The 24,719-nt window shown below is 72.2% G+C and carries 20 protein-coding genes and 1 rRNA gene; 16 read left to right on the top strand and 5 right to left on the bottom strand.

Features of this window, described 5'->3' with window-relative positions; all coding sequences use genetic code 11:
- Nucleotides 1-82 precede the first annotated feature (82 nt).
- From rrf to AC3ETA_RS38690, 3 genes are all read left to right on the top strand, one after another.
- Nucleotides 83-199: ribosomal RNA gene (gene rrf / locus AC3ETA_RS38680) — 5S ribosomal RNA — on the top strand.
- Between the two features lie 151 nt (nucleotides 200-350).
- Nucleotides 351-1,502, top strand: coding sequence for a hypothetical protein (locus tag AC3ETA_RS38685; RefSeq protein WP_432197635.1), 1,152 nt, complete (start codon nucleotides 351-353; stop codon nucleotides 1,500-1,502).
- The gene (locus AC3ETA_RS38690; protein WP_432197636.1) at nucleotides 1,394-2,137 is read left to right on the top strand and encodes a hypothetical protein; all 744 of its coding nucleotides are present in this window, start codon (nucleotides 1,394-1,396) and stop codon (nucleotides 2,135-2,137) included. The genes AC3ETA_RS38685 and AC3ETA_RS38690 overlap by 109 nt, the downstream gene beginning before the upstream one ends.
- Nucleotides 2,138-2,191: 54 nt before the next feature.
- Here AC3ETA_RS38690 and AC3ETA_RS38695 read toward each other — a convergent pair whose 3' ends face one another.
- Nucleotides 2,192-3,484, bottom strand: coding sequence for a DUF1015 family protein (locus AC3ETA_RS38695; protein WP_432197586.1), 1,293 nt, complete (start codon nucleotides 3,482-3,484; stop codon nucleotides 2,192-2,194).
- 72 nt (nucleotides 3,485-3,556) lie between these two features.
- Here AC3ETA_RS38695 and AC3ETA_RS38700 point away from each other — a divergent pair, with 72 nt between their 5' ends.
- The 4 genes from AC3ETA_RS38700 to AC3ETA_RS38715 all read left to right on the top strand — a co-directional run bounded on the left by AC3ETA_RS38700 (nucleotide 3,557) and on the right by AC3ETA_RS38715 (nucleotide 7,745).
- Nucleotides 3,557-4,585 carry an HAD hydrolase-like protein gene (locus tag AC3ETA_RS38700; RefSeq protein ID WP_432197587.1) on the top strand — a complete coding sequence of 343 codons (1,029 nt, stop codon included), beginning with the start codon at nucleotides 3,557-3,559 and terminating at the stop codon, nucleotides 4,583-4,585.
- Between the two features lie 78 nt (nucleotides 4,586-4,663).
- A complete protein-coding gene (locus tag AC3ETA_RS38705; protein ID WP_432197588.1) occupies nucleotides 4,664-5,707 on the top strand; it encodes a FecCD family ABC transporter permease in 1,044 nt (347 codons plus the stop codon).
- A gap of 8 nt (nucleotides 5,708-5,715) precedes the next feature.
- On the top strand, nucleotides 5,716-6,798 hold the full coding sequence (locus tag AC3ETA_RS38710; RefSeq protein ID WP_432197589.1) for a FecCD family ABC transporter permease: 1,083 nt from the start codon (nucleotides 5,716-5,718) through the stop codon (nucleotides 6,796-6,798).
- Nucleotides 6,795-7,745, top strand: a complete 951-nt coding sequence (locus AC3ETA_RS38715; RefSeq protein WP_432197590.1) for an ABC transporter ATP-binding protein — start codon at nucleotides 6,795-6,797, stop codon at nucleotides 7,743-7,745. The genes AC3ETA_RS38710 and AC3ETA_RS38715 overlap by 4 nt, the downstream gene beginning before the upstream one ends.
- Here AC3ETA_RS38715 and AC3ETA_RS38720 read toward each other — a convergent pair.
- Nucleotides 7,729-8,076: a sterol-binding protein gene (locus tag AC3ETA_RS38720; RefSeq protein ID WP_432197591.1), complete on the bottom strand. Its 348-nt coding sequence runs from the start codon at nucleotides 8,074-8,076 to the stop codon at nucleotides 7,729-7,731. The genes AC3ETA_RS38715 and AC3ETA_RS38720 overlap by 17 nt on opposite strands.
- A gap of 42 nt (nucleotides 8,077-8,118) precedes the next feature.
- Between AC3ETA_RS38720 and AC3ETA_RS38725 the strand changes: the two genes are divergently transcribed.
- The 6 genes from AC3ETA_RS38725 to AC3ETA_RS38750 all read left to right on the top strand — a co-directional run bounded on the left by AC3ETA_RS38725 (nucleotide 8,119) and on the right by AC3ETA_RS38750 (nucleotide 14,337).
- A complete protein-coding gene (locus AC3ETA_RS38725) occupies nucleotides 8,119-8,439 on the top strand; it encodes a hypothetical protein (RefSeq protein WP_392858425.1) in 321 nt (106 codons plus the stop codon).
- A 7-nt stretch (nucleotides 8,440-8,446) separates the two neighbouring features.
- A complete protein-coding gene (locus tag AC3ETA_RS38730; RefSeq protein WP_432197592.1) occupies nucleotides 8,447-9,262 on the top strand; it encodes a TlyA family RNA methyltransferase in 816 nt (271 codons plus the stop codon).
- Complete coding sequence (locus tag AC3ETA_RS38735) at nucleotides 9,259-10,164, top strand: NAD kinase (RefSeq protein WP_093745506.1); 906 nt, start codon at nucleotides 9,259-9,261, stop codon at nucleotides 10,162-10,164. The genes AC3ETA_RS38730 and AC3ETA_RS38735 overlap by 4 nt, the downstream gene beginning before the upstream one ends.
- A gap of 236 nt (nucleotides 10,165-10,400) precedes the next feature.
- Nucleotides 10,401-12,119 (top strand): DNA repair protein RecN, encoded by a 1,719-nt coding sequence (gene recN, locus AC3ETA_RS38740; RefSeq protein WP_432197637.1) that lies wholly within the window; start codon nucleotides 10,401-10,403, stop codon nucleotides 12,117-12,119.
- Between the two features lie 77 nt (nucleotides 12,120-12,196).
- Nucleotides 12,197-12,937, top strand: coding sequence for a hypothetical protein (locus tag AC3ETA_RS38745; RefSeq protein WP_432197593.1), 741 nt, complete (start codon nucleotides 12,197-12,199; stop codon nucleotides 12,935-12,937).
- Between the two features lie 263 nt (nucleotides 12,938-13,200).
- Nucleotides 13,201-14,337 carry a glycosyltransferase family 4 protein gene (locus AC3ETA_RS38750; RefSeq protein WP_432197594.1) on the top strand — a complete coding sequence of 379 codons (1,137 nt, stop codon included), beginning with the start codon at nucleotides 13,201-13,203 and terminating at the stop codon, nucleotides 14,335-14,337.
- Between the two features lie 8 nt (nucleotides 14,338-14,345).
- On the opposite strand, the gene AC3ETA_RS38755 is transcribed toward AC3ETA_RS38750, so the two are convergent.
- The 3 genes from AC3ETA_RS38755 to AC3ETA_RS38765 all read right to left on the bottom strand — a co-directional run bounded on the left by AC3ETA_RS38755 (nucleotide 14,346) and on the right by AC3ETA_RS38765 (nucleotide 19,385).
- Nucleotides 14,346-16,025, bottom strand: coding sequence for a PucR family transcriptional regulator (locus tag AC3ETA_RS38755; protein WP_432197595.1), 1,680 nt, complete (start codon nucleotides 16,023-16,025; stop codon nucleotides 14,346-14,348).
- A 110-nt stretch (nucleotides 16,026-16,135) separates the two neighbouring features.
- Nucleotides 16,136-17,515 carry an FAD-binding oxidoreductase gene (locus AC3ETA_RS38760; protein ID WP_432197596.1) on the bottom strand — a complete coding sequence of 460 codons (1,380 nt, stop codon included), beginning with the start codon at nucleotides 17,513-17,515 and terminating at the stop codon, nucleotides 16,136-16,138.
- Between the two features lie 67 nt (nucleotides 17,516-17,582).
- Entirely contained in the window at nucleotides 17,583-19,385 is a 1,803-nt protein-coding gene (locus AC3ETA_RS38765; protein WP_432197638.1) for a glycoside hydrolase family 15 protein, read from the bottom strand.
- A 530-nt stretch (nucleotides 19,386-19,915) separates the two neighbouring features.
- Between AC3ETA_RS38765 and pyrG the strand changes: the two genes are divergently transcribed.
- The 3 genes from pyrG to AC3ETA_RS38780 all read left to right on the top strand — a co-directional run bounded on the left by pyrG (nucleotide 19,916) and on the right by AC3ETA_RS38780 (nucleotide 24,649).
- A complete protein-coding gene (gene pyrG / locus AC3ETA_RS38770; RefSeq protein WP_432197597.1) occupies nucleotides 19,916-21,565 on the top strand; it encodes a CTP synthase in 1,650 nt (549 codons plus the stop codon).
- Between the two features lie 98 nt (nucleotides 21,566-21,663).
- Nucleotides 21,664-22,290 carry an NUDIX domain-containing protein gene (locus tag AC3ETA_RS38775; RefSeq protein ID WP_432197598.1) on the top strand — a complete coding sequence of 209 codons (627 nt, stop codon included), beginning with the start codon at nucleotides 21,664-21,666 and terminating at the stop codon, nucleotides 22,288-22,290.
- A gap of 274 nt (nucleotides 22,291-22,564) precedes the next feature.
- Nucleotides 22,565-24,649 (top strand): tetratricopeptide repeat protein, encoded by a 2,085-nt coding sequence (locus AC3ETA_RS38780; RefSeq protein ID WP_432197599.1) that lies wholly within the window; start codon nucleotides 22,565-22,567, stop codon nucleotides 24,647-24,649.
- Nucleotides 24,650-24,719: the final 70 nt, after the last annotated feature.

The following is a 24,719-nucleotide window of genomic DNA, read 5'->3' on the forward strand; positions in this document are numbered from 1 at the left end:
AGTTCTGAGACAACGACCGTTGTCGGCTTAGAGCAGAACAGACAAAAGAAAAGTGTGCTTGTTCGCTCGAAACCATTAGGGTTTCGGTGGTTATAGCGTGAGGGAAACGCCCGGTTACATTCCGAACCCGGAAGCTAAGCCTTACAGCGCCGATGGTACTGCAGGGGGGACCCTGTGGGAGAGTAGGACGCCGCCGAACAATCTTTGGAGGACCCCTGGTCCCAGCGTTCAGCTGGGACCAGGGGTCCTTTTGTTTTTACAATGATTGCGGTACTGAAGACAGGAGTCACCCATGTCCACCAACTCTCCCGACGACCGACCGGAGCGCGACCAGCGGCGACGGGACGGCGGTGACCGCGGTGATCGAGGCGGTTACCGGGGAGACCGCGGTGACCGTGGTGGCTTCCGTCGTGACGACCGGGACCGTGGCTTCCGGCGGGATGACCGCGGTGACCGTGGCGGGTTCCGTCGTGATGACAGTCGCGGTGACAGCCGTGGTGGCTACGGCCGACGTGACGACCGCCGAGACGATCGGCGGGACGACCGTCGTGATGACCGCCGCGACGACCGTCGTGACGTTGACCGTGGGCCCCGTCCCTCCTTCCGTCGTGACGACCGGCCGGGTGGGCCGCGTCGGGACGACCGGGATCGTGACCGTGGGTTCCGGCGGGACGGTGACCGTCCGTCCTTCCGTCGTGACGACCGGCCGGGTGGGCCGCGTCGGGACGACGACCGCGGCGGGTACGGCCGGCGTGACGACAGGCGCGACGACAACCGTGGTGGCTACGGGCGTCGCGACGACCGCCGGGGCGATGACCGCGACCGTGGCTTCCGGCGGGACGACCGCCGGGATGACCGGCGTGACGGTCGGCGCGATGACCGCCGTGATGATCGGCGCGACGACCGTCGGGATGATCGGCGTGATGACCGCCGGGACGACCGTGGTGGCTTCCGTCGTGACGACCGGGACCGTGGCTTCCGGCGGGATGACCGGGGTGACCGCGGTGACCGCGGTGGGTTCCGTCGGGACGATCGGCGCGACGACCGTCGTGACAGTAGCCGTGGCGAGCGCGGCGACCGTGGTGGTTTCCGGCGTGACGACAGCCGCGGTGACCGCGGTGACCGCGGTGGTTTCCGGCGCGACGACCGTCGGGATGACCGCCGTGACGATCGGCGCGACGACCGCCGCGACGGTGACCGTGGCGAGCGCGGTGGGTTCCGTGGGCGGGACGACCGCGGTGGGCGTGGGCCGCGTCGGGACGACCGTGGCGGGCGTCCCGGAGGGTTCCGTGGGCGTGACGACCGGCGTGACGACCGGCGGGACGACCGGCGTGGTGGCGGGCGGTTCCGGGATGAGCGGGACCGTGACAGGGACCGCGAGCCGATCAAGCGGCTGCCGATCCCCGAGGACGTCACGGGCGACGAGATCGACAAGGACGTACGGCAGGAGCTTCAGAGTCTGCCGAAGACGCTCGCGGAGGACGTCGCCAGGAACCTGGTGATGGTCGCGCGGCTCATCGACGAGGACCCTGAGGGTGCCTACGGCTACTCCAAGGTGGCCCTTCGGCTCGCGTCGCGTGTCGCGGCCGTACGGGAGGCGGGCGGGTTCGCCGCGTACGCCAACCAGAAGTACGCGGAGGCGCTCGCCGAGTTCCGGGCGGCCCGGCGGATGACCGGTGGCGTGGAGCTGTGGCCGCTGATGGCCGACTGCGAGCGTGGGCTCGGACGGCCGGAGAAGGCGCTGGACATGGCCGGGGCTCCCGAGGTGCAGAAGCTCGACAAGGCCGGGCAGGTGGAGATGCGGCTCGTCGCGGCCGGCGCCCGGCGTGACATGGGGCAGCTGGACGCGGCCATCGTGACGCTGCAGAGCCCCGAGCTCGCCTCCAACTCCGTACAGCCGTGGACCGCGCGGCTCAGGTATGCCTACGCGGACGCGCTGCTCGCCGCCGGACGGCAGGGTGAGGCGCGTGAGTGGTTCGCGAAGGCCGTCGAGGCCGACAAGGACGGCAGCACGGACGCCTCCGACCGGCTCGCGGAGCTGGACGGTGTGGAGTTCGTCGACGCCTTCGAAGGGGACGAGGACGAGGGCGACGAGCGGGAGGCTCGCGGCGAGGCCGACGAGGACCGCGGCGAGTAGCGACGAGTGACGTGAGGGGCGGGATCCGGCAACGGGTCCCGCCCCTTCGGCGTTCTAGAGGTCCAGGGCGCGCAGTACCAGGCCGGACGCCGGCTTCGGGCCGAACGACGTCGACTTGCGGGGCATGGTGACGCCCTGGCGGGCCAGGTCGCGTACGACGTCCTCGCGGACGGGGTGCATCAGGACGGCCGTACCGCCGTCGCGTTCCGCCTTCTCGACGGTGGCGGCGGTGTCGTGGATGTACGCGATGCGGGTGGGGTCGTCCTCGGGGACGTGCCAGACGTGGGCGAGGAGCGTGGCGTGCAGGACCGTCGCGTCCAGGGTGCGCCAGGCGGCGGGGTGGTCGCCGGGGACCGTGCGGGCGAGGAGGGCGGCGTCCGGCTGGTCGACGAGGTGGAAGGCGCCGTCGCCGGCGATGAGGAAGGCGTTGCCCGCGCAGGCCGCGTCGGCCAGGGTCTCCAGCGCTGCGGCGAGCGGGACTTCGAGGCGGCGGACGCGGAAGTGGCCGTCGAGGGCGGCCAGGGCGTCGGGGACCGGCATGCCGTGCAGGAGGCGGTGGATGGCGCGCACGCGCAGGGGGTAGCGGGCCGTGTCGACCAGGAGGACCAGGCCGTAGTCCCAGGGGCTCGGCGAGCCGTGCTCCGCGCGTAGACGTCGATAGGTCGCCCAGCGGTGATGGCCGTCGGCGATCAGGGCCTGGCGGTGGATCAGGTCCGACTGGATGCGGGCCAGGTCGGCGGGGTCGGTGATCGACCACAGGCGGTGGCTGAAGCCGTCCTCGGTGGTGGTCGCGAGAAGCGGTGGGCCTTCGATGGTGCGCTCGATGACCGAGGAGGTGTCGGCCGCCGTCCCGTTGCCCCGGTAGGTCAGCAGCAGGGGTTCGAGGTTCGCGGACGTGGCGCGCATCAGGTCCGCCCTGTCGGCGACCACGTGCGGCATGACGTCCTCGTGCGGCAGGACCAGGCCCTCCGAGGGCTCCGACACACGCAGGGCGCCGATGACGCCGCGTTGCAGCATGCCGTCGCCGTCGGCCTGTTCATAGACGTAGAGACCGGGGTCGGTGTCGGTGGTCAGTACGCCTTCGGACTGCCAGCGGTGCAGGGTCCGGGCCGCCTGTTCGTTGCGGGCGGCCGGTGTGTCGGCCTGGGGCAGGATCAGGCGGACGATGTTGTGCGGGTCCGAGTCCTGGAGGTGGTGCAGGCCGTCGGGGCGGACGACGACGTCGTACGGAGGGGATGTCACGGCGGCCAGGCTGCCGACCCGGTCGGGGTCGTACCTCAGCCCTCGGAACGGGGTCAGTTCGAGGCCTCGGCGCGCCGTTGCTTCCGGGTGACCTGCTGTGTTCATCCCGGCATCGTACGGGTGTCGGTGGCATGGGGGATGATCGGGGGAAAGCCGTCGAACGAGGAGCGATGCCAAATGAGCCAGAGCGTCAGGACGAGGCCCTCGGGCAGTGGCCGGGCCCTGAGCGAGGCGTACGACACGGCGCTGCTCGACCTCGACGGTGTGGTGTACGCGGGCGGGAACGCGATCGTGCACGCCGTCGAGTCGCTCGCGGCGGCGCGGACGGACGGGATGCATCTCGCGTACGTCACGAACAACGCCCTGCGGACGCCGGACGTCGTGGCCGCGCATCTGACGGCGCTGGGGATACCCACGGGCGCCGACGACGTCATCACCTCGGCACAGGCGGCCGCGCGGCTGATCAGCGAGCAGGTGCCGGAGGGCGCCCGGGTGCTCGTCATCGGCGGCGAGGGGCTGCGGGTGGCCCTGCGCGAGCGCGGTCTTGAGCCGGTCGAGTCGGCGGACGACGATCCGGCGGCCGTGGTGCAGGGGTACGGCGGACCGGAGCTGGTGTGGGGGCGGTTCGCGGAGGCGTGCTACGCCATCGCGCGCGGGGTGCCCTGGTTCGCGTCCAACACCGACCTGACGATCCCCGGCGCCCGCGGGATCGGGCCGGGCAACGGCGCCGCGGTGGAGGTCGTACGGATCGCCACCGGCGCCGAGCCGCAGGTGGCGGGCAAGCCGTTGCCTCCCATGCACCGCGAGACGATCCTGCGTACCGGCGCCGAGCGGCCCTTGGTGGTCGGGGACCGGCTGGACACGGACATCGAGGGCGCGTTCTGCGGGGAGGTCGACTCGCTGCTCGTCCTGACCGGTGTGACCGACGGCGCCCAGTTGCTCGCCGCGCCGCCGCAGCACCGGCCGACCTATGTCGACGCCGATCTGCGCGGGCTGCTCACCGGGCAGCCGGACGTCGCCGAGCAGGCAGAGGGCTTCCGTTGCGGTGGCTGGACGGCGACCGCGCGGGCGGACCGGCTGGAACTCGACGGTGACGGGACGCCCTTGGACGGGCTGCGGGCGCTGTGCGCGGCGGCCTGGACGGCGGCCGGCGACGGCTCGTGCGCCCTGGACTCCGGGAAGGTGCTGGCGCGGCTGGGGTGGTGAATCGCAGGACGGCCGCGGTGTGAGGGAGCACATGCAGCGGGATCGTGGCTGAATGGGAGGGTAGGCTAACCTAACTGCGTGTTGGTCGACAGTCCTCCCGAACAGCGCGCGGAGTCCGTGTCCGCGCCGCCAACCCGACGGGCGATACGCGCCGTTGGGTTGCTCGTCTCTGTCCTGATCCTGTTGGCCGTTGTGCTGGCCAGCATCGCGATCGGGGCGAAACAGCTGTCCCTGGGGGAGGTCTGGCACGGGCTGTTCCAGAGTTCGGGCACCTACGGCGACGTCGTGGTCGACGACCGGATCTCGCGCACCCTTCTCGGACTGCTCGCGGGCGCCGCGCTGGGTCTCGCCGGGGCCGTGCTCCAGGCGCTCACCCGCAACCCGCTGGCCGATCCGGGTCTGCTCGGCATCAACGCGGGCGCGTCCGCGGCGGTCGTCACCGCCATCACCTTCTTCGGCATCACCAGCCTGAACGTCTACGTCTGGTTCGCCTTCCTCGGTGCCGCCGCGGTCGGGGCGATGGTCTGGTTCCTCGGCGGCAGCAGGGGCGCCACGCCGGTCCGGCTCGCGCTGGCCGGTACGGCGATCAGCGCGGCCCTGTACGGCTATCTCCAGGCCGTGATGATCATGGACAGTGCGGCGCTGAACAGGATGCGCTTCTGGACGGTCGGTTCGCTGACCTCGGCGACGGACTCCACCATCAAGCAGGTGCTGCCGTTCCTCGTGGCCGGCATGGTCCTCGCGTTCGCTCTCGCCCGGCCGCTCAACGCCATGGAGATGGGCGACGACACCGCCAAGGCGCTCGGCGCCGACCTGAACCGCACCCGGGTGCTGTCGATGCTCGCGGCCACCGTGCTGTGCGGTGCCGCGACCGCCGCGTGCGGGCCGATCGTGTTCGTCGGCCTGATGGTGCCGCACGTCGTGCGCTCCTTCACCGGGCCCGACCTGCGCTGGATCCTGCCGTACGCGGCCGTCCTGTCGCCGGTGCTGCTGCTGGGTGCCGACATCATCGGCCGGATCGTCGCCCGCCCCTCCGAGCTCCAGGTCGGCATCGTCACCGCCATCCTCGGCGGACCGGTCTTCATCTTTCTCGTACGACGGCGGAGGACGGCCCAGCTGTGAGGACCGCGGTGAAGAGCGAACCGAGGGCCGATGCGCCGGACGCGGTGAAGTCCGGCCGCGCCAACCGTGCCGTACGAACCCCGGGCGGGCTCTCCGTCCTTCTGGACGTGCGGGCGCTGACCGTCGTCCTGCTGCTGCTGCTCGCCGGGCTCGCCGCGAGCGTGCTGCTGATCGGCACCGGCGACTTCCCGATCGGGGCCGGCGACGTCCTCAGGACACTGTTCGGTGAGGGCAACGCCGGGCAGGAATTCATCGTCAACGAGCTGCGCCTGCCGCGGGTGCTGGTCGGGCTGCTGGTCGGGGCCTCGCTCGGCCTCGGTGGCGCGCTGTTCCAGGCGCTGTCCCGCAACCCGCTGGGCAGCCCGGACATCCTCGGCCTCGGACAGGGTGCCACGGCCGGCGCGCTCGTCGTGATCGTGCTGTTCTCCGGGAGCGCGGGCCAGGTCACCGTCGGCGCACTGGTGGGCGGACTGGCGACCGGTCTCGCCATCTATCTGCTCGCCTGGAAGCGGGGTGTGCACGGCTATCGACTGGTCCTGGTCGGTATCGGCATGTCCGCGATCATGACGGCGGTCAACGGCTATCTGCTGACCAAGGCCGACCTGGTCGACGCGGCCCGCGCGGTCGTGTGGATGACCGGCTCGCTCAGCGGCCGTGACTGGGCCCAGGTCTGGCCGCTGCTCGCGCTGTGCGGCATCCTCGTGCCGCTCGTCCTCGCCAACGCGCGCGGGCTCAGGATGATGGAGATGGGCGACGACGTGTCGTACGCCCTCGGGGTGCGCGTCGAACGCGTACGGCTCCTGCTGATGCTGGCCGCCGTGCTGCTGACCGCGGCCGCCACCGCCGCCGCCGGTCCCGTCAGCTTCGTGGCGCTCACCGCCCCGCAGCTCGCCCGGCGCCTGACCCGCTCGCCGGGGCCGAACCTGCTGCCCTCCCTGTGCATGGGCGCCGCGCTGCTCGTCGCCGCCGACTGGATCTCCCAACGGGTCTTCGGCGCCGACCAGATGCCCGTGGGCGTGGTCACGGGTGTGCTCGGCGGCGTATATCTGCTGTGGCTGCTGGTCACCGAGCGCAAGGCGGGCCGGATATGAGCGACGGCGGCAGCAGGAACAGCAAGGGCCTCAGCAGCGGGCCGGACAACCGAAGGAGCACTGTGAACCGCCTGTCCGCCGACAACGTCACCCTCGCCTACGACCAGCGGGTCATCGCGGAGCAGCTGTCGGTGGAGATACCCGACAACTCCTTCACCGTGATCGTCGGCCCGAACGCGTGCGGCAAGTCCACGCTGCTGCGGGCACTGTCGCGGATGCTCAGGCCCAGCCAGGGCCGGGTGCTCCTCGACGCCCAGGTCATCCAGTCGATGCCGGCGAAGAAGGTCGCGCGCACGCTCGGGCTGCTGCCGCAGTCCTCGATCGCGCCCGACGGGATCACCGTCGCCGACCTGGTGGGCCGCGGCCGGTACCCGCACCAGGGGATCCTGCGCCAGTGGTCGACCGAGGACGAGCGGGTCGTCCAGGAGTCGATGGCGCAGACCGGCGTCGCCGAGCTCGCCGATCGCTATGTCGACGAACTGTCAGGCGGCCAGCGCCAGCGTGTGTGGATCGCGATGGCGCTCGCCCAGCAGACGCCGCTGCTGCTGCTCGACGAGCCGACGACCTACCTCGACATCCAGCACCAGATCGACGTCCTCGACCTGTGCGCCCAACTGCACGAGGAGCAGGGCCGCACGCTCGTCGCCGTGCTGCACGACCTCAACCACGCGGCCCGCTACGCCACCCACCTCATCGCCCTGCGCGGCGGGGCCGTCATCGCCGAGGGCGCGCCGAACGACATCGTCACGGCCGAGCTGGTCGAGGAGGTCTTCGGGCTGCGCTGCCAGGTCATCGGCGACCCGGAGACCGGCACGCCGCTGGTGGTCCCGGCGGCGCGCAAGGCGCGAGAACAGGTCAAGAAGGAGCAGGGCCCGAAGAACCCGGCCGAGCGGGAGGCCGCCGAGCCGGCCCGGGGCGACAAGGTGGCGGCTACAGAAGCTTCCTGAGCAGCAGCAGGTCGCGCATCCCCGCGTGCAGTTTCACGCGGCCCGCGCCCCAGGCCTTGGCGAAGTGCAGCTCGCCCGCCACCAGGGCGACCAGGTCGTCGCCGGTCATGCTCAGCCTGATCTGGGCTTTTTCGCGGGGCGCGCCCTGGAGTGTGTCGTGGACGTGGATCCGGCCGCCCGCCATGCGGCCGGCGAAGGTGACGTCCAGGTCGGTGATGTGGCAGCTCACCGAGCGGTCGAGGGCCGCCGCCGAGCGGGCGTCCCCTTCGGCGTGCTGCATGTTGTCCGAGAGCTTTTCGAGTGCGGCGCGGCACTCCTCAATCGTGGCCATCGCGATCGACGGTACCCCAGCGGTTCGGGGTAGCGTCTGGGCATGAGCGACACGGTTCCGCAGACGCAGATCCCGGTGGCGCAGGCCGAGGCGGAGACCGCGGCCGAGGACGCGACCGGGCTCGCGGCCGAGCCCGAGTACGACCCGGCCGCCCCCGCCCCGCTGAACGTCCCCCGCGTCCCCACCGGCGACGCCGAGGTGGACGCCCGGCTGGAGCGCCTCGGTGACGCCGACCACCTCGCCACCGACGGGCACCTGGAGGTGTACGAGGATGTACACCGGGGGCTGCGCGACGCGCTGACCGCGCTCGACGCCCGCCCGGGACCTCCGGCGCCCCCGTCGATGCCTGGGATGAGGAGCTGAACCGAACGTGGCAGGAGTCGCACGCCGCCGTCTTGACGCGGAGCTGGTCCGCCGGAAGCTCGCGCGCTCGCGTGAGCACGCCAGCCAGCTGATCGCCGCCGGACGGGTGACCGTCGGCAAGACCGTCGCGACCAAGCCGGCCACTCAGGTGGAGACCGCGGCGGCGATCGTCGTCCAGGCCGGCGCCGGTGATCCCGAGTACGTCTCGCGCGGCGGGCACAAGCTCGCGGGCGCGCTGGAGGCGTTCGTGCCGCAGGGGCTCGAGGTGCGCGGGCGGCGGGCGCTGGACGCCGGCGCGTCCACCGGAGGCTTCACCGACGTGCTGCTGCGGGCCGGAGCAGCGCACGTCGTCGCCGTGGACGTCGGATACGGACAACTCGCCTGGACTCTCCAAAGCGATGAACGCGTCACCGTCAAGGACCGTACGAACGTACGCGAGTTGACGCTCGAAGCGATCGATGGGGAACCAGTGGATCTTGTCGTGGGGGATCTGTCCTTCATCCCGCTCGGCCTGGTACTGCCCGCCCTGGTGCGGTGCGTGAAGCCGGACGCCGATCTGGTGATGATGGTGAAGCCGCAGTTCGAGGTGGGGAAGGAACGGCTGGGCAGTGGGGGAGTCGTACGGAGTCCGCAACTGCGGGCGGAGGCCGTGCGCGGTGTCGCCGAGAAGGCGTGGGATCTCGGGCTCGGGGTGAACGGGGTCACGGCGAGTCCGTTGCCCGGACCCTCCGGGAATGTCGAGTACTTTCTGTGGCTGCGTGCCGGGGCGCCTGCTCTGGACCCGGCCGACGTTGACCGAGCAGTGGCGGAGGGGCCGCGTTGATGCAGAACTCAGCTCGTACTGTTTTTCTCCTCGCCCACACCGGGCGGCCGGCGGCCATCCGCAGCGCCGAGCTGGTGGTCAAGGGACTGCTGCGGTCGGGGATCGGCGTGCGGGTGCTGTCGGCCGAGGCGCAGGACCTGCCCCTGCCGGACGAGGTGGAACTCGTCAAGGAGGCGACCCCGCAGTGTCTCGACGGATGCGAGCTGCTGATCGTGCTGGGCGGCGACGGGACGCTGCTGCGCGGCGCCGAGTTCGCGCGGGCGTCGGGGGTGCCGATGCTGGGTGTGAACCTCGGGCGTGTCGGGTTCCTCGCGGAGGCCGAGCGGGACGACCTGGACAAGGTTGTCGACCGGGTCGTCACCAAGGCGTACGAGGTCGAGGAGCGGATGACGGTCGACGTCGTCGTGCACCAGAACGGCGACATCGTGCACACGGACTGGGCGCTGAACGAGGCGGCCGTGCAGAAGGCCGGCGCCGAGAAGCTCCTGGAGGTCGTGCTGGAGATCGACGGGCGGCCGGTGACGGGGTTCGGCTGCGACGGCATCGTGCTGTCCACGCCGACCGGGTCCACGGCGTATGCGTTCTCCGCGGGCGGGCCCGTGGTGTGGCCCGAGGTCGAGGCGCTGTTGATGGTGCCGATCTCGGCGCACGCGCTGTTCGCGAAGCCGCTGGTGACCTCGCCGGACTCGGTGCTCGCCGTGGAGGTGCTGCCGCACATCCCGCCGGGGGTGTTGTGGTGTGACGGGCGGCGGACCGTGGAGTTGCCGCCGGGGGCGCGGGTGGAGGTACGGAGGGGGGCCGTGCCGGTGCGGCTGGCTCGGTTGCATCACGCGTCGTTCACCGATCGGCTCGTGGCGAAGTTCGCGTTGCCGGTTTCCGGGTGGCGGGGGGCGCCGCATTAGCCCGTTCGCCGTGGCGTGAAGGGGTGCGTCGGCGACTGCGGGCCCGTTGCGGCCGGTCGCGCCCACGCGGCGGAGCCGCAGATCGATACAGCCCCGCGCCCGTGGGTATCTCCACTCGGCCGAGTGACAATGTGCTGTCGGTACGCATTCGTCACCTGGACCTTCACATGACTGGGACCGGGGGGCGTCGCGTCCCCGGTACCTGACCTCGTAAGGTCGTGTCCGTGTTGGAGGAGATGCGGATACGGTCGCTCGGAGTCATCGACGACGCGGTCGTCGAGCTGTCGCCGGGGTTCACCGCCGTCACGGGCGAGACGGGTGCGGGCAAGACCATGGTGGTCACCAGCCTGGGGCTGCTGCTCGGCGGGCGGGCGGACCCGGCACTCGTACGGATCGGGGCCGAGAAAGCGGTCGTGGAGGGGCGGATCACCGTCCCCAAGGGCACGTCGGCGGTCGTACGGGCGGAGGAGGCCGGGGCGGAGCTCGACGACGGTGCGTTGCTCATCAGCCGTACCGTTTCCGCCGAAGGGCGGTCCCGGGCCCATCTGGGCGGACGCAGCGTGCCCGTGGGGATGCTGGCCGAGCTCGCCGACGAGCTGGTGGCCGTGCACGGGCAGACCGACCAGCAGGGCCTGCTGAAGCTCACCCGGCAGCGGCAGGCGCTCGACCGGTACGCGGGCGACGCCGTCGCGGTGCCGCTCGCCAAGTACGGCGAGGCCTACCGGCGGTTGCGGGCGGTCGCCGTCGAGCTGGAGGAGATCGTCACGCGCGCGCGTGAGCGGGCCCAGGAAGCCGACATGCTGCGGTTCGGGCTCGACGAGATCGCCGGTGTCGAGCCGCGCGCGGGCGAGGACGTGGAGCTCGCCGAGGAGGCCGAGCGGCTCGGGCACGCCGAGGCCCTGTCGTCCGCCGCCACGGCCGCTCACGCCGCTCTCGCCGGGAATCCGGAGGACCCCGAGGGCATCGACGCGGCCACACTCGTCGCGGGCGCCCAGCGGGCCCTGGACGCCGTCCGCTCGCACGATCCGGCGCTGGCGGCCCTCGCCGACCGCATCGGGGAGATCGGGATCCTGCTGGGCGACGTCGCCGGGGAGCTGGCGGGGTACGCCGACGACCTGGACGCCGATCCGCTGCGGCTCGCGGCCGTCGAGGAGCGGCGGGCCGCGCTGACCACGCTCACCCGCAAGTACGGCGAGAACATCGCCACCGTGCTCGCCTGGGCCGAGGAGGGCAGCAGCCGGCTGACCGAACTGGACGGCGACGACGACCGGATCGGCGAGCTGACCGCCGAGCGGGACGCGCTGCGCGCCGAGCTGGGCGGCCTGGCGCAGGCACTGACGGACGCGCGCACGGAGGCGGCCGAGCGCTTCGCCGCCGCCGTGACGGCGGAGCTGGCCTCGCTCGCCATGCCGCACGCGCGCGTGTCGTTCGCCCTGCGGCAGACCGAGGACCCCGAGGGCGTCGAGGTCGGCGGCCGAGCGGTCGCCTACGGCCCGTCGGGCGTCGACGAGGTAGAGCTGCTGCTCGCCCCGCACCCGGGAGCGCCGCCCCGGCCGATCGCCAAGGGCGCCTCCGGCGGTGAGCTCTCACGCGTGATGCTGGCCGTGGAGGTCGTGTTCGCGGGGACCGATCCCGTGCCGACGTACCTCTTCGACGAGGTGGACGCCGGCGTCGGCGGCAAGGCGGCCGTGGAGATCGGGCGCCGGCTCGCCCGGCTGGCCAAGAGCGCGCAGGTCGTCGTCGTGACGCACCTGCCGCAGGTCGCTGCGTTCGCCGACCGGCAGTTGCTCGTCGAGAAGACCGACGACGGGTCGGTCACCCGCTCCGGCGTGAAGGTCCTGGAGGGCGAGGAGCGGGTCCGGGAGCTGTCCCGGATGCTGGCAGGTCAGGAGGACTCGGAGACCGCCCGGGCGCACGCCGAGGAACTGTTGGAGACGGCCCGGTCCGACGGCTAGGGATGCCGTGGCGCGTGTCGCCGGCATGATCGGGAAGACACCCACGGGCGCGTGCCAGGGGCCCGTAGGGTGGCCGGATGATCAGGCGACTCGCGCTCTCCGCCGCCCTCACCCGCGCCACCGCGGGCGCCCTGCGCGCCAAGCCCCCCGGTGGACGCGAGCGCTGGGAGCGGAAGAACTACGCGGGGCGGCACGTGGGGTTGTACGCCGGGCCCGCCTCGGCGCTGGCCGTCGCGGTCGGGACGGGGCGGGTGTCGCCCGCCGCCGGGGTCGCCGTGGCGGTCGCCGGGATCTGCGGGGCGTACGACGACATCGCCGGGGCGGATGACGCGCGACGCGGCTTCCGGGCGCATCTGCGCGCCCTGCGGGACGGCGAAGTCACCAGCGGGGCCGTCAAGTTGTTCGGGATCTCGGCCGCCGGACTCGTCGCGGGGGCGTTCCTGAAGGAGCGGCCGCTGGACAAGCTGCTCTCCGGGGTCGTGATCGCCGGCGCCGCGCACTTCGTGAACCTCGTGGACGTACGGCCCGGTCGGGCCGCCGCCTCGGTGCTCGCGCTCGGCGCGCCGGGGCTGCTCCGTGCCGGTGCCGGGATCGCCGCCGCCGCCATGGGCGCCGCCGCGGCCGTACTGCCCGACGACCTCGGTGAACGGGCGATGATCGGCGACACCGGAGCGCATGCGCTGGGCGCCGCCCTGGGGGCGGCCGTCGTGGTCGGGAACAGCCGCGCCGGACTGGTCGCGCATGCGGCCGCTGTCGTGGCCGCGGCGGTGTACGGGGACAAAGTGAGCGAAAAGATACGGACGTTGGGCGGGGCCTGAGCCACAGGGGGCTCCGGTCGTTGAGACATGCGCCACGTGCGCGTGTTCGTGCACGACGTCCACCGCGACTCACTCGTGCAGGTGACTCCGGCCGCCGCGTTGCCCGCCCTCGTACTCCCGACGGTCCCGGAACACCCGTGCGTCCTGGCATCCTTGGCGTAAACACGTCGTACGCGAAGGGATCCTCGCGGTACACCCCCTCCGCCCGATCCTTCTGTACGTTCTTCGTGACCGTCCCACCCACGACCAGGAGCCCCGGCCACGTGACCCCCGTGAGCAGCCACTCACCGCACGGCCAGTCGTCGCTGCGCACCGTGCAGGTGCTGGGCGGCGGCAACGCCGGCAGCAGCGCGCACGTGCGATCGCTGGCCTCGGGACTGGTCGCGCGGGGCGTGCGGGTCACCGTGTGCGCCCCTGTCGAGGCCGACCGCTCCTACGACTTCACGGGCTCCGGCGCCGAACACGTACACGTGCCGCGCAGCAGCGATCCCGCCTCCGTGGCCGCGCTGCGGGCGGTGTGCGCGGACGCCGACCTGGTGCACGCGCACGGGCTGCACGCCTCCTTCCGCGCGGTGCTGGCGCTCAGCGGACGGCGCACTCCGCTCGTCGTCACCTGGCACGACCGGGCACACGCCGAGGGTGCCCGCGCCCATCTCGTGCGGCTGTTGGAGCGGCGGGTCGTCAAGGCCGCCTCCGTCGTCCTCGGCACCACCTCGGCGCTGGTCGACCGGGCCCGCCGCACCGGTGCCCGGGACGCGCGGCTCGCTGCCGTCGCCCTGCCCGGCCGCCGGCCGGAGGCCGAGAAGGACGACCCCGACCGGCGGCGGCCCAAGGTGCGTGCCGAACTCGGCGCCACCGGACGGCCGTTGCTCATCGCGGTCGGATCGCTGGAGCGGCACCGCGGATACGACGTACTGCTGGACGCCTCGCGCGCGTGGCGCAAGCTCGACCCCGCCCCATTGGTCGTGATCGCGGGAGAGGGGGCGCTGCGGGCCGGGCTCCAGCGCCGTATCGAGGACGAGGAGCTGCCCGTGCGGCTCATCGGGCGCCGCGACGACGTCTCCGAACTGCTCGCCGCCGCCGACATCGCCCTGCTGTCCAGCAGTTGGGAGTCGCGGTCCGTCCTCGCGCAGGAAGCCCTGCACGCGCGCGTGCCGCTCGTCGCCACCGACGTCGGCGGCATGTCCGAACTCGTCGGCGACGCCGCCGAACTCGTCCCGTACGGCGACGCCGGCTCCCTCGCCGACACCGTCGTACGACTGCTCGCGGACCCCGAGCGGCAGGACCTCCTGCGGGAACGGGGTGTGCGGCAGGCGGCGACCTGGCCGACCGAGGACGAGACGGTGGCCCAAGTGCTGAGCGTCTACGACGAGTTGACGCAGCCCCGGCCCATGATCTGAGCGCGGCTCTAGGCGACGTGCCGTCTGGCCCGCAGTGCCAGGCTCAACGCCAGCACCGTCTGCGGGTCGTCGAGGTCGGTGCCGAGCAACTCTCCGATGCGGGCGAGGCGGTTGTAGAGCGTCTGCCGGTTCAGGTGCAGTTCGCGGGCTGTCTCCGCCTTGCGGCCCGCGTGCGCCAAGTACGTCTCCAGGGTGGGCAGCAGAGGCGGCCTGGAGCGGTCGTCGTGGTCGCGCAGCGGGCCGATCGCCCGGTCCACGAAGGCCGCGAGGTCGGGATGGTCGCGCAGCCGCCACAGCAGCAGGTCGATGTCCAGACGGCGGGCGTCGTACCAGGGGCGGTCCGCCAGGCCCTGCGCCGCCGTAGCCGTCTCCGCCGCGTGCCGCAGGCCCGCCGAGGCCGCCGTCCAGCCGCCCGCGACGCCGACCACCACGACCGGTGGACGGGCCCCGGGACGCTGGATCCCGGCCCGCTCCACGCCCGCCCGCAGCGCCACCGCGACCCGGTCCGCGACCGCCGAGCGCTCCGTCTCCGCACGCAGGCCCACCAGCAGCGGCACCCGGCCCTCCACCGGCCGCACGCCCAGCAGCACCGGCACCCCCACCGAGGCCAGCTCCTCACCGACGGCGCGCGCCAGCACCGCCCAGCCTCCCCCACTCTCGAATCCGCTCGAGCGGGAGGTACCCCCACCCGGCGACAGCACGTCCCCGAGCCGCATCACGACCGGCAGCAACGGGCCGTCACCCGGCTTGAAGCCCAGCACGCGCGCCTGCGCCGGGGCGTCCTCGGCGGCGACCCGGCCCTCCGCGAGATCGGTCAGGAAGTCGCCCCGCCCGCGTGCCGCCAGCTCCTCCTCCTGGCGGGCCTGCATCAGCACCACGGCGAGGATGCCCGCGGCCCGCTCGGCGGCCATGCGGTGCACCGGTGCCAGCGGGCCCAGCACGGGCAGCAGGACGATCCGGCCGCGGACCGACCCCGCGCCCTGCCCGCCGCCCGGCACGTCCACCAGCACCGAACCCGTGGGCGGCGGCACGTCCTTGTGCTGCCCCCGCAGCCCCTCCCACACCTGCAACGGGTCCGCGCCCTCGGGTCCGGCGCCGGCCGCGTACAGCAGCCGCCCGTCCGTGGCCTCCAGGAAGACCGGGTTGCCGCTGAAGTCCGCGAGGATGCCGAGCACTTGGGGCACGCCACCGCCGCCGAGCAGGGCCTCGGTGCAGCGGCGGTGCACCTCCTCCGCCCGTTGCAGCAGCGCGTAGTGGCCGTTGACGATCTCGGTGTGGATCTCCTCGGTGACGGTCACGAAGGGGACCTGGCGATGCAGCTGGACGAGTGGGAGTCCGGCCGCGCGGGCCGTGTCGACGAGGGCCGCGGGCAGCCGGGTGAAACGGGCACCCAGCTCGATGACCAGCGCCGCGATGCCGCGCTCCGCCAGGGTGCGCACGAACGCGCGCTGGTCGGCCGGGCGGGTACCGAGGCCGTAGCCCGTGGTCAGCAGCAGTTCCCCGCCCTTGAGCAGGGAGGCGATGTTGGGCACTTCGCCCGCGTGCACCCAGCGCACGGTCCGCCCCAGCCGGTCGGCGCCCGCGAGGATCTCGGGCAGCCCGCTGCGCAGACCGGGCAGCTCCAGCGCCCGCCGGACGGTGATCCCGGCGCCGTGAGTGTCGAATCCGCTGTTCGTCGCGCTGTCCATAGGCGGACGCTACCTGTGCGGCCGGCCTCCTGACATCTCCGAGGGCGTTCATCGGCAGGGGGTGCACGGACGCCGACGGGGCCCGGCGGGAGCCTGACCGTACGGGCCGCTCAGGCCGGCCTGATGTTGTGGTTGAAGCGGAACACGTTGTCCGGGTCGTAGCGGCGCTTCAGGTCGGCCAGGCGGCGGGTGTTCTCCGGGCCCAGTCCGGCGACGACCCGCTCGGCGCCCTCGTCGCCGATGAAGTTGAGGTAGACCGCGCCCGTGCTCCACGGCTGTGCCGCCGCGCGCACGTCGCGGACCCACTTCACACAGCGCTCGTCGTCCGCGGGGTCCTCCCAGATCGCGAAGGGGTGCACGGCCCAGGGCGCGTCCCGGTAGGGCACGGGGTACTCGTGCGGGCCCGACGCGATCGCCCCGCCCTGCGGGAACAGCACATGAATGGTGCCGGTCGGCGGCATCGCGTCGCCCCCGGCGCAGAACGCGTCCAGGTAGGCGTCGGGCGCGCTCGTCAGATACTCCGCCGACCAGTAGTTCCGCATCCCCGGCGGATCGTCGAGCATGCACTGGACGTCGGCGTACGGCATCGCCCCGACGAGCGCCGACTCGTGCGGCAGCGCCAGCAGGGGCTCGGCCAGCTTGCGCATGTCCTCCTCGGGCCCGGCGTACGTCAGCAGCGCACCGCACAGGAGTTTGCCGACCAGGTGCGGCGGTACGAACTCCTCGGGCGGGCCGGTGAGATACAGCACGCCGCCGCTCGCCTCGTCGGGGGCCAGTGTGATGAGCTCGCGGTAGGTGCGGGTGACCTCGCGGCCGTACTCCGGGAGGTACAGCACCAGCGCGATGGAGAACTCCGGCAGTTCGTGGAGCTTCAGGGTGAGCGCGGTCGCGACGCCGAAGTTGCCGCCTCCGCCGTGCAGGCCCCAGAACAGCTCCGGGTTCTCGTCGGCGCTCGCGTGCACCCGCTCGCCGTCCGCTGTGACGAGTTCGACGCCGACCAGGTTGTCCACGGCCAGCCCGCACCAGCGGTCCAGCCAGCCGGAGCCGCCGCCGAGGACGAACCCGCCGACCCCGGTCGTGGAGGCCCGGCCGCCGGTCGTGGCGAGGGCGTGCGGCTGGCAGGCGCGGTCCAGGTCGCTCATCGTGGCGCCGCCCGCGACCCGTACCGCCTCGGCCGCGGGATCGACGCTCACCGCGCGCATGTGCCGCAGGTCGACGACCAGGCCGCCGTCGTTGACCGCCGTGCCCGCCACGCTGTGCCCCCCGCCGCGCACCGCGATGTTCAGATCGAGGTCCCTTCCGAACCGCACGGCCCGCACGACGTCGTCCTCGTCCACGCACTGGGCGATGACCGCGGGCCGGCGGTCGATCATCGCGTTGAAGACCGTGCGGGCCTCGTCGTAGCCCGCGTCCGAGGGGGCGAACACGTCGCCGACCAGATCCTCGCGCAGCGCGGCGAGGGCCGCGCCCGCCTTCGATGGGGAGGCCATGGGGCGCCCCCTTTCGTGCAGGGGCTGATGCATCCCAGCGTAGGCAGGCTTCGGCCGGCGGTCCTGTTCAGCCGCCGTAGGCCCCCGAGGCCGTCAGGCGCAGCGCGGTGTCGATCAGCGGAACGTGGCTGAAAGCCTGCGGGAAGTTGCCGACCTGACGCTGGAGACGGGGGTCCCACTCCTCGGCCAGCAGACCGAGGTCGTTGCGCAGCGACAGCAGCCTCTCGAACAGCTTGCGGGCCTCGTCCACGCGGCCGATCATCGCCAGGTCGTCCGCCATCCAGAAGGAGCAGGCGAGGAAGGCGCCTTCGTCACCGGACAGGCCGTCGACGCCCTCGTGCTCGCCCTGCGTCGGGTAGCGCAGGATGAAGCCGTCCGACGTGGACAGCTCGCGCTGGATCGCCTCGATGGTGCCGATCACGCGCTTGTCGTCCGGCGGCAGGAAGCCCATCTGCGGGATCAGCAGCAGGGAGGCGTCCAGCTCCTTGGAGCCGTACGACTGCGTGAACGTGTTGCGTTCCTTGTCGTAGCCCTTCTCGCACACGTCCCGGTGGATCTCGTCGCGCAGTTCCTTCCAGCGCTCCAGCGGGCCGTCCGCGTCGCCGGACTCGATCAGCTTGATCGTGCGGTCGACGGCGACCCAGGCCATCACCTTGGAGTGCACGAAGTGCCGGCGCGGGCCGCGCACCTCCCAGATGCCCTCGTCCGGCTCCTGCCAGTGGTCCTCCAGGTAGCGGATCAGCTTCAGCTGCAGCAGGGAGGCGTAGTCGTTGCGGGCCAGGCCCGTCATGTGGGCCAGGTGCAGGGCCTCGGTGACCTCGCCGTAGACGTCCAGCTGGAGCTGGTGCGCGGCGCCGTTGCCGACCCGGACCGGCGCGGAGTTCTCGTAGCCGGGCAGCCAGTCCAGCTCGGCCTCGCCGAGCTCGCGCTCGCCGGCGATGCCGTACATGATCTGGAGGTTCTCCGGGTCGCCCGCGACCGCCCTGAGCAGCCACTCGCGCCAGGCGCGGGCCTCCTCGCGGTAGCCGGTGCGCAGCAGCGAGGACAGGGTGATGGCCGCGTCGCGCAGCCAGGTGTAGCGGTAGTCCCAGTTGCGGACGCCGCCGATGTCCTCGGGCAGGGAGGTCGTCGGGGCGGCGACGATGCCGCCCGTGGGGGCGTAGGTCAGCGCCTTGAGGGTGATCAGCGAGCGGATGACCGCCTCGCGGTAGGGGCCGTGGTACGTACAGTGCTCGACCCACTCGCGCCAGAAGTCCTCCGTCGCCGTCAGCGACTGCTCCGGCTCGGGCAGCGCCGGGGGCTGCTTGTGCGAGGGCTCCCAGGAGATCGTGAACGCGATCCGCTCGCCCGGGGCGACCGTGAAGTCCGAGTACGTCGTCAGCGACTTGCCGTAGGTCTCGGCCTCCGTGTCGAACCACACCGAGTCCGGGCCCGCGACGGCGACCGTGCGGCCCTCGTGCTTGTGCACCCAGGGCACCACCCGGCCGTACGAGAAACGCATCCGCAGCGTCGAGCGCATGGGCACCCGGCCCGAGACGCCCTCCACGATCCGGATCAGCTGGGGCGCGCCGTCACGCGGGGGCATGAAGTCGATCACCCGGACCGTGCCGCGCGGCGTGTCCCACTCGGACTCCAGGATCAGGGAGTCGCCGCGGTAGCTGCGCCGGGCCGCGGTGGGCGGCGGGGAGTCGGAGGCGTGCGCGGGGCCGAGCCGCCAGAAACCGTGTTCCTCGGTGCCCAGCAGTCCGGCGAAGATGGCATGCGAGTCGAAGCGGGGCAGGCACAGCCAGTCCACCGTGCCGTCCCGGCAGACCAGCGCGGCGGTCTGCATGTCTCCGATGAGTGCGTAGTCTTCGATGCGCCCGGCCACGTGCAACTCCAGTCGAACGGCCACGTCACCCCCTCTTGGGAACAAGGGGGCTCTCGCTAGTGCGGTCAAGGGGTGTTGTAAATCGTCGTTGAGCGGTGAAGCAAAGCAGCCGCTTCGGCCGTGAGGCAAAACGACTGTCGCTTCTCGACAATCTCTGCTCAACGAACTGACGAGCTCTCGTTGTTCCGGAGGCTACGGGCGAGGGGTGGTGCCGTGTTACCGGCCGGGCTCGGCAGCGAATGTCCGAGCAGGATACGACGCACGTAGATGATCTGCGTGCCGCTCCGGGCAACCCGGGTCCGCCGAACGGGTGAGCAAGGGGTGAGAAACCGGGACGGTCGTGCAGGTTCGTGGCGGGACGTGTGCGGAGCGTGGCCGGAAGCCATCGGTTCCGGTCGCTGATACCCTGGTAGCCCGTGGACCGGTGGGAGAGAAACCCCCGAACCGCAGCGACGGCGACCCCGGAGATCTCTCCGGCCAGGCAGCCGCACCGCACCCCAGATCGCGACCACGGGAGCTCCCTCTTGGCCATGCCGCCCAAATCCACGACGACCAAGCACATCTTCGTCACCGGGGGTGTCGCCTCCTCGCTCGGCAAGGGCCTGACGGCCTCCAGCCTCGGCATGCTGCTCAAGGCGCGGGGCCTGCGCGTGGTGATGCAGAAGCTGGACCCGTACCTCAATGTCGACCCTGGCACGATGAACCCCTTCCAGCACGGCGAGGTGTTCGTCACCAACGACGGCGCCGAGACCGACCTGGACATCGGCCACTACGAGCGGTTCCTCGACCGTGACCTGGACGGTTCCGCGAACGTCACCACCGGCCAGGTGTACTCCACCGTGATCGCCAAGGAGCGGCGCGGCGAGTACCTCGGCGACACCGTGCAGGTCATCCCGCACATCACCAACGAGATCAAGCACCGCATCCGCCGCATGGCGACGGACGAGGTCGACGTGGTGATCACGGAGGTCGGCGGCACGGTCGGCGACATCGAGTCGCTGCCGTTCCTGGAGACCGTCCGCCAGGTCCGTCACGAGGTCGGTCGTGACAACGTCTTCGTCGTCCACATCTCGCTCCTGCCGTACATCGGCCCCTCGGGAGAGCTGAAGACGAAGCCGACCCAGCACTCGGTTGCGGCTCTGCGCAACATCGGTATTCAGCCAGATGCGATCGTGCTGCGCTGCGACCGCGAGGTACCCACCGCGATCAAGCGGAAGATCTCGCTGATGTGCGACGTCGACGAGGCGGCCGTGGTCGCCTGCCCCGACGCCCGCTCCATCTACGACATCCCCAAGACCGTGCACGGCGAGGGCCTGGACGCCTATGTCGTCCGCAAGCTGGACCTGCCGTTCCGCGACGTGGACTGGACGACCTGGGACGACCTGCTCGACCGCGTCCACAACCCCGACCACGAGATCACTCTCGCGCTGGTCGGCAAGTACATCGACCTGCCCGACGCCTACCTCTCGGTCACCGAGGCGCTGCGCGCGGGCGGCTTCGCCAACAAGGCCCGCGTGAAGATCAAGTGGGTCACCTCCGACGACTGCAAGACCCCGGCCGGCGCCAAGCAGCAGCTCGCCGACGTGGACGGCATCTGCATCCCGGGCGGCTTCGGCGACCGCGGCGTACTCGGCAAGGTCGGCGCGATCAAGTACGCCCGCGAGAACAAGATCCCGCTGCTGGGCCTGTGCCTGGGCCTGCAGTGCATCGTGGTCGAGGCGGCCCGCAGCCTCGCCGACATCGGCGACGCCAACTCCACCGAGTTCGACCCGGCGACCTCCCACCCGGTCATCTCCACCATGGCCGAACAGCTCGACATCGTCGCCGGTGAGGGTGACATGGGCGGCACCATGCGGCTCGGCATGTACCCGGCCAAGCTGGCCGAGGGCTCCATCGTGCGCGAGGTGTACGACGGCAAGGAGTACGTCGAGGAGCGGCACCGTCACCGGTACGAGGTCAACAACGCCTACCGGGCGGAGCTGGAGAAGAAGGCGGGCATCGTGTTCTCCGGCACGTCCCCGGACGGCAAGCTCGTCGAGTACGTGGAGTACCCGCGCGAGGTCCACCCCTACCTGGTGGCCACGCAGGCCCACCCGGAGCTGCGCTCGCGCCCGACGCGCCCGCACCCGCTCTTCGCCGGCCTCGTGAAGGCCTCGGTCGAGCGCAAGAATTCGAAGTAACACACCAGTTGTACGGTGGCCGGGGTGCAAACCTTCAAAGGTGCGCACCCCGGTTCTCTTTGGCGGGTTCTTTCTGAAAGCGTGTGGAAGGGCAGGGCATGACGATCAAGGACACCCCCGAGGAGTGGGAGATCCGGGCGACGGACACCCCCTTCGTGGGCAACAAGACCTCCGTCCGCACGGACGACGTGGTCATGCCCGACGGTTCGGTCGTCCGGCGCGACTACCAGGTCCACCCCGGTTCCGTGGCCGTGCTGGCCCTCGACGACCAGGACCGCGTCCTGCTGATCAGGCAGTACCGCCACCCGGTGCGGCAGAAGCTCTGGGAGATCCCGGCCGGCCTGCTCGACATCCCCGGCGAGAACCCGCTGCACGCCGCCCAGCGCGAGCTGTACGAGGAGGCGCACGTCAAGGCCGAGGACTGGCGGGTGCTGACGGACGTCTACACCACCCCCGGCGGCTGCGACGAGGCCATCCGGATCTTCCTCGCACGGAACCTGTCCGAGGCCGACGGGGAGCGCTTCGTGGTGGAGGACGAAGAGGCCGACATGGAGCACGCGCGCGTGCCGGTCGACGAGCTGGTGCGGGGTGTGCTCGCGGGCGAGCTGCACAACAACTGCCTTGTCGTGGGTGTGCTGTCGCTGGTCGCGGCGCGTGCCTCCGGCGGGCTTGACGGGTTGCGGGCGGCGGATGTGGAGTGGCCGGCTCGGCCGTTCGACGCGTAGCGCTTCGCCGGGAGGGTCATGCGGATTCGCCGTAGGGGCGCCGTGATCTGCGGGCTGCGGCTGCGCCGGCTGGTCGCGCAGTTCCCCGCGCCCCTTGAGGGGCGCGGTCCTCACGCCCCGCTGAGTGGTGCCGGTCCTACCATCTGCTGATCCGGTCGGGGGATGTGTCCGTCGTGCTGCGCCCGGAACGTAGCAGAGCGTGAACTAGGCTCTGATACACGCCCGAACCGGAGTCCCGGCGGGCTTGCGCGTGCGTGGGACGGGAGTGTGGCCCGTGACGGATCAGGTGGTGGACACAGGCGGCGTGCAGGTGTCGGCACGGACCTCCGGTGCAAACCAATTCCTGGGCCGAACTCGCGAGTTGAAGGAGCTGCGCGCCGACATCGAGCGCGCCGGCCTGGACACGCTCTCCGGCCGCAAGGCGCCACGCGCGCGCGTGCTGCTCATCGCGGGCCGCCCCGGCTCCGGCCGCACCGCTCTCGCCGAGGAACTCGTACGGCAGGTGGCGGACCGCTACCCGGACGGGGTGCTGCGCGCCAGGCTGACCGACCCCGACGGCACCCCCGTCCCCGTCGAGCGCACCGCCCGCCTGCTGCTCACCGCCCTGGACCGGCCCACCCCGCCCGGCGCCCCCGAGGACGACCTCACGGCGGCGCTGCGCGAGGCCCTCGCCGACCGCCGGGCCCTGCTGCTGCTCGACGACGCGGCCGAGGCCGACCAGGTCGACGCCCTGCTGCCGGACACCCCGGAATGCCTGGCCGTGGCCGTCTCCGGCGGTCCGCTGACCGGGATCTCGGACGTCCGGCCCTGCACGCTCGGCGGCCTCGACACCAAGTCGGCCGTCGAGCTGCTGTCCCGGCATGCCGGATCGGTGCGCATCACCGTCGACCCGCGGGCCGCCGAGGGCCTGGTCGAGGTGTGCCAGGGCCAGCCCGCCGCGCTGCGGCTGGCGGGCGGCTGGCTCGCCGCCCGGCCCAAGTCCGCCGTCGCCGACCTGGCCAAGCAGCTGCGGGCCGGCGAGGAGGGCACCCCGCTCAGCCGGGTCTTCCGCCTCGCCTACACCGGCCTGCCCGCCCCCGCCGCCCGCATACTGCGGCTGCTCTCCCTCGCCCCCGGCGGTCTGATCGACCCGCACACGGCCTCCGCGCTGGCCGGGTCCTCGGTGGACGGCGCCCACACCACCCTGGACGACTTCGTCGCCCTCGGCCTGCTGCACGCCGTCGACTCGCCACTGCCCCAGTACGAGGTCCCGGCCTGTCTGCACCCGCTGCTCACGGCCCTCACCGAGACCCAGGACCGGCCCGCCGAGCTCCAGCTCGCCCGCGCCCGGATGCTGGAGCGGACCGTACGGCTGCTGCAGTCCTGCCGGGCGATCACCGAGACCGACAGCCCCGAGACCCGGCAGAAGCTCCTCGGGATGCCGCGTGCCCTGCGCTTCCCCAACCCCCGGGCCGCCGCCGACTGGCTCAGCATCCGCAGGCCCGCCCTGCTGGCCTCGGCCCGCGCCGCGGTCGCCGACGGGGAGCTGGACACCCTCGCCAGACGGCTGATGTCCCAGCTGGTCAGAGCCATGGTCGCGCACTTCGGCACCAAGGCCGCCGCCCCCGACCTGTACGACGTGCACACCCTGGTCCTCGACGTGGCGCAGCGCCGCAACCTGCCCCGCGAGCAGGCCGCGGCCCTGCTGAACCTCGGCGACCTCGACGTCCGGACGGGGCGCACCCGGGAGGCGCTGGTGCGCTTCCGGGCCGCGCTGGACGCCGGACGGGAAGGAAGCGACCCGTACGCGACCGGCCGCGCGATGGAATCCGTAGGCGGCGCGCATCTGGAGCTCGGGGACTACGACCGGGCCGCCGACTGGTTCGGCCGCGCCCTGGCCGAGCGGCAGGCCCGGGCCGAGCGGGTGGACGAGGCCCGGCTGCACGGCCGGATCGGCGAGGCGCACACCTACGCGGGCCGGTACGGCGAGGCGCAGCGGAGCTGGCGGGCCGCGGTCGCCGGGCACCGCAAGAACGGTGATGTGGGGGGCCACGCCCGGGCGTTGAGCGAGCTGGCCCGGGTCCAGGAGTACGCCGGGCGGCTGGCGGAGTCGCTGCGTACCTGCCAGGAGGCGGTGGACTGGGCGCGGCGCGCCGAGGACGCGCGGCTCCAGGGCGCGCTGTATCTGCGGCTCGCCGACACCCTGGACCGCCTGGGCGATCCCGCGGCCGCGCAGCTGCACCGGGGCGCCGCCGAGCGGATGCTGGGAGAGGAGCCCGGGGACTGCGATCCGGCCGAGTCCGAGCCCCGGCAAGACGCAATCGAGCCGGAACCAGACTCTAACGCCTGCGAAATCCGTAGTGCATCCAAAGAAGATTGATGCAATGAAAGGCTAGACAGCGGGAACACCTTCATTAGACTGGCTCTGCCGCACCTTCTCCTGCGGTGTC

It is taken from the genome of Streptomyces sp. bgisy027 (assembly GCF_057710365.1).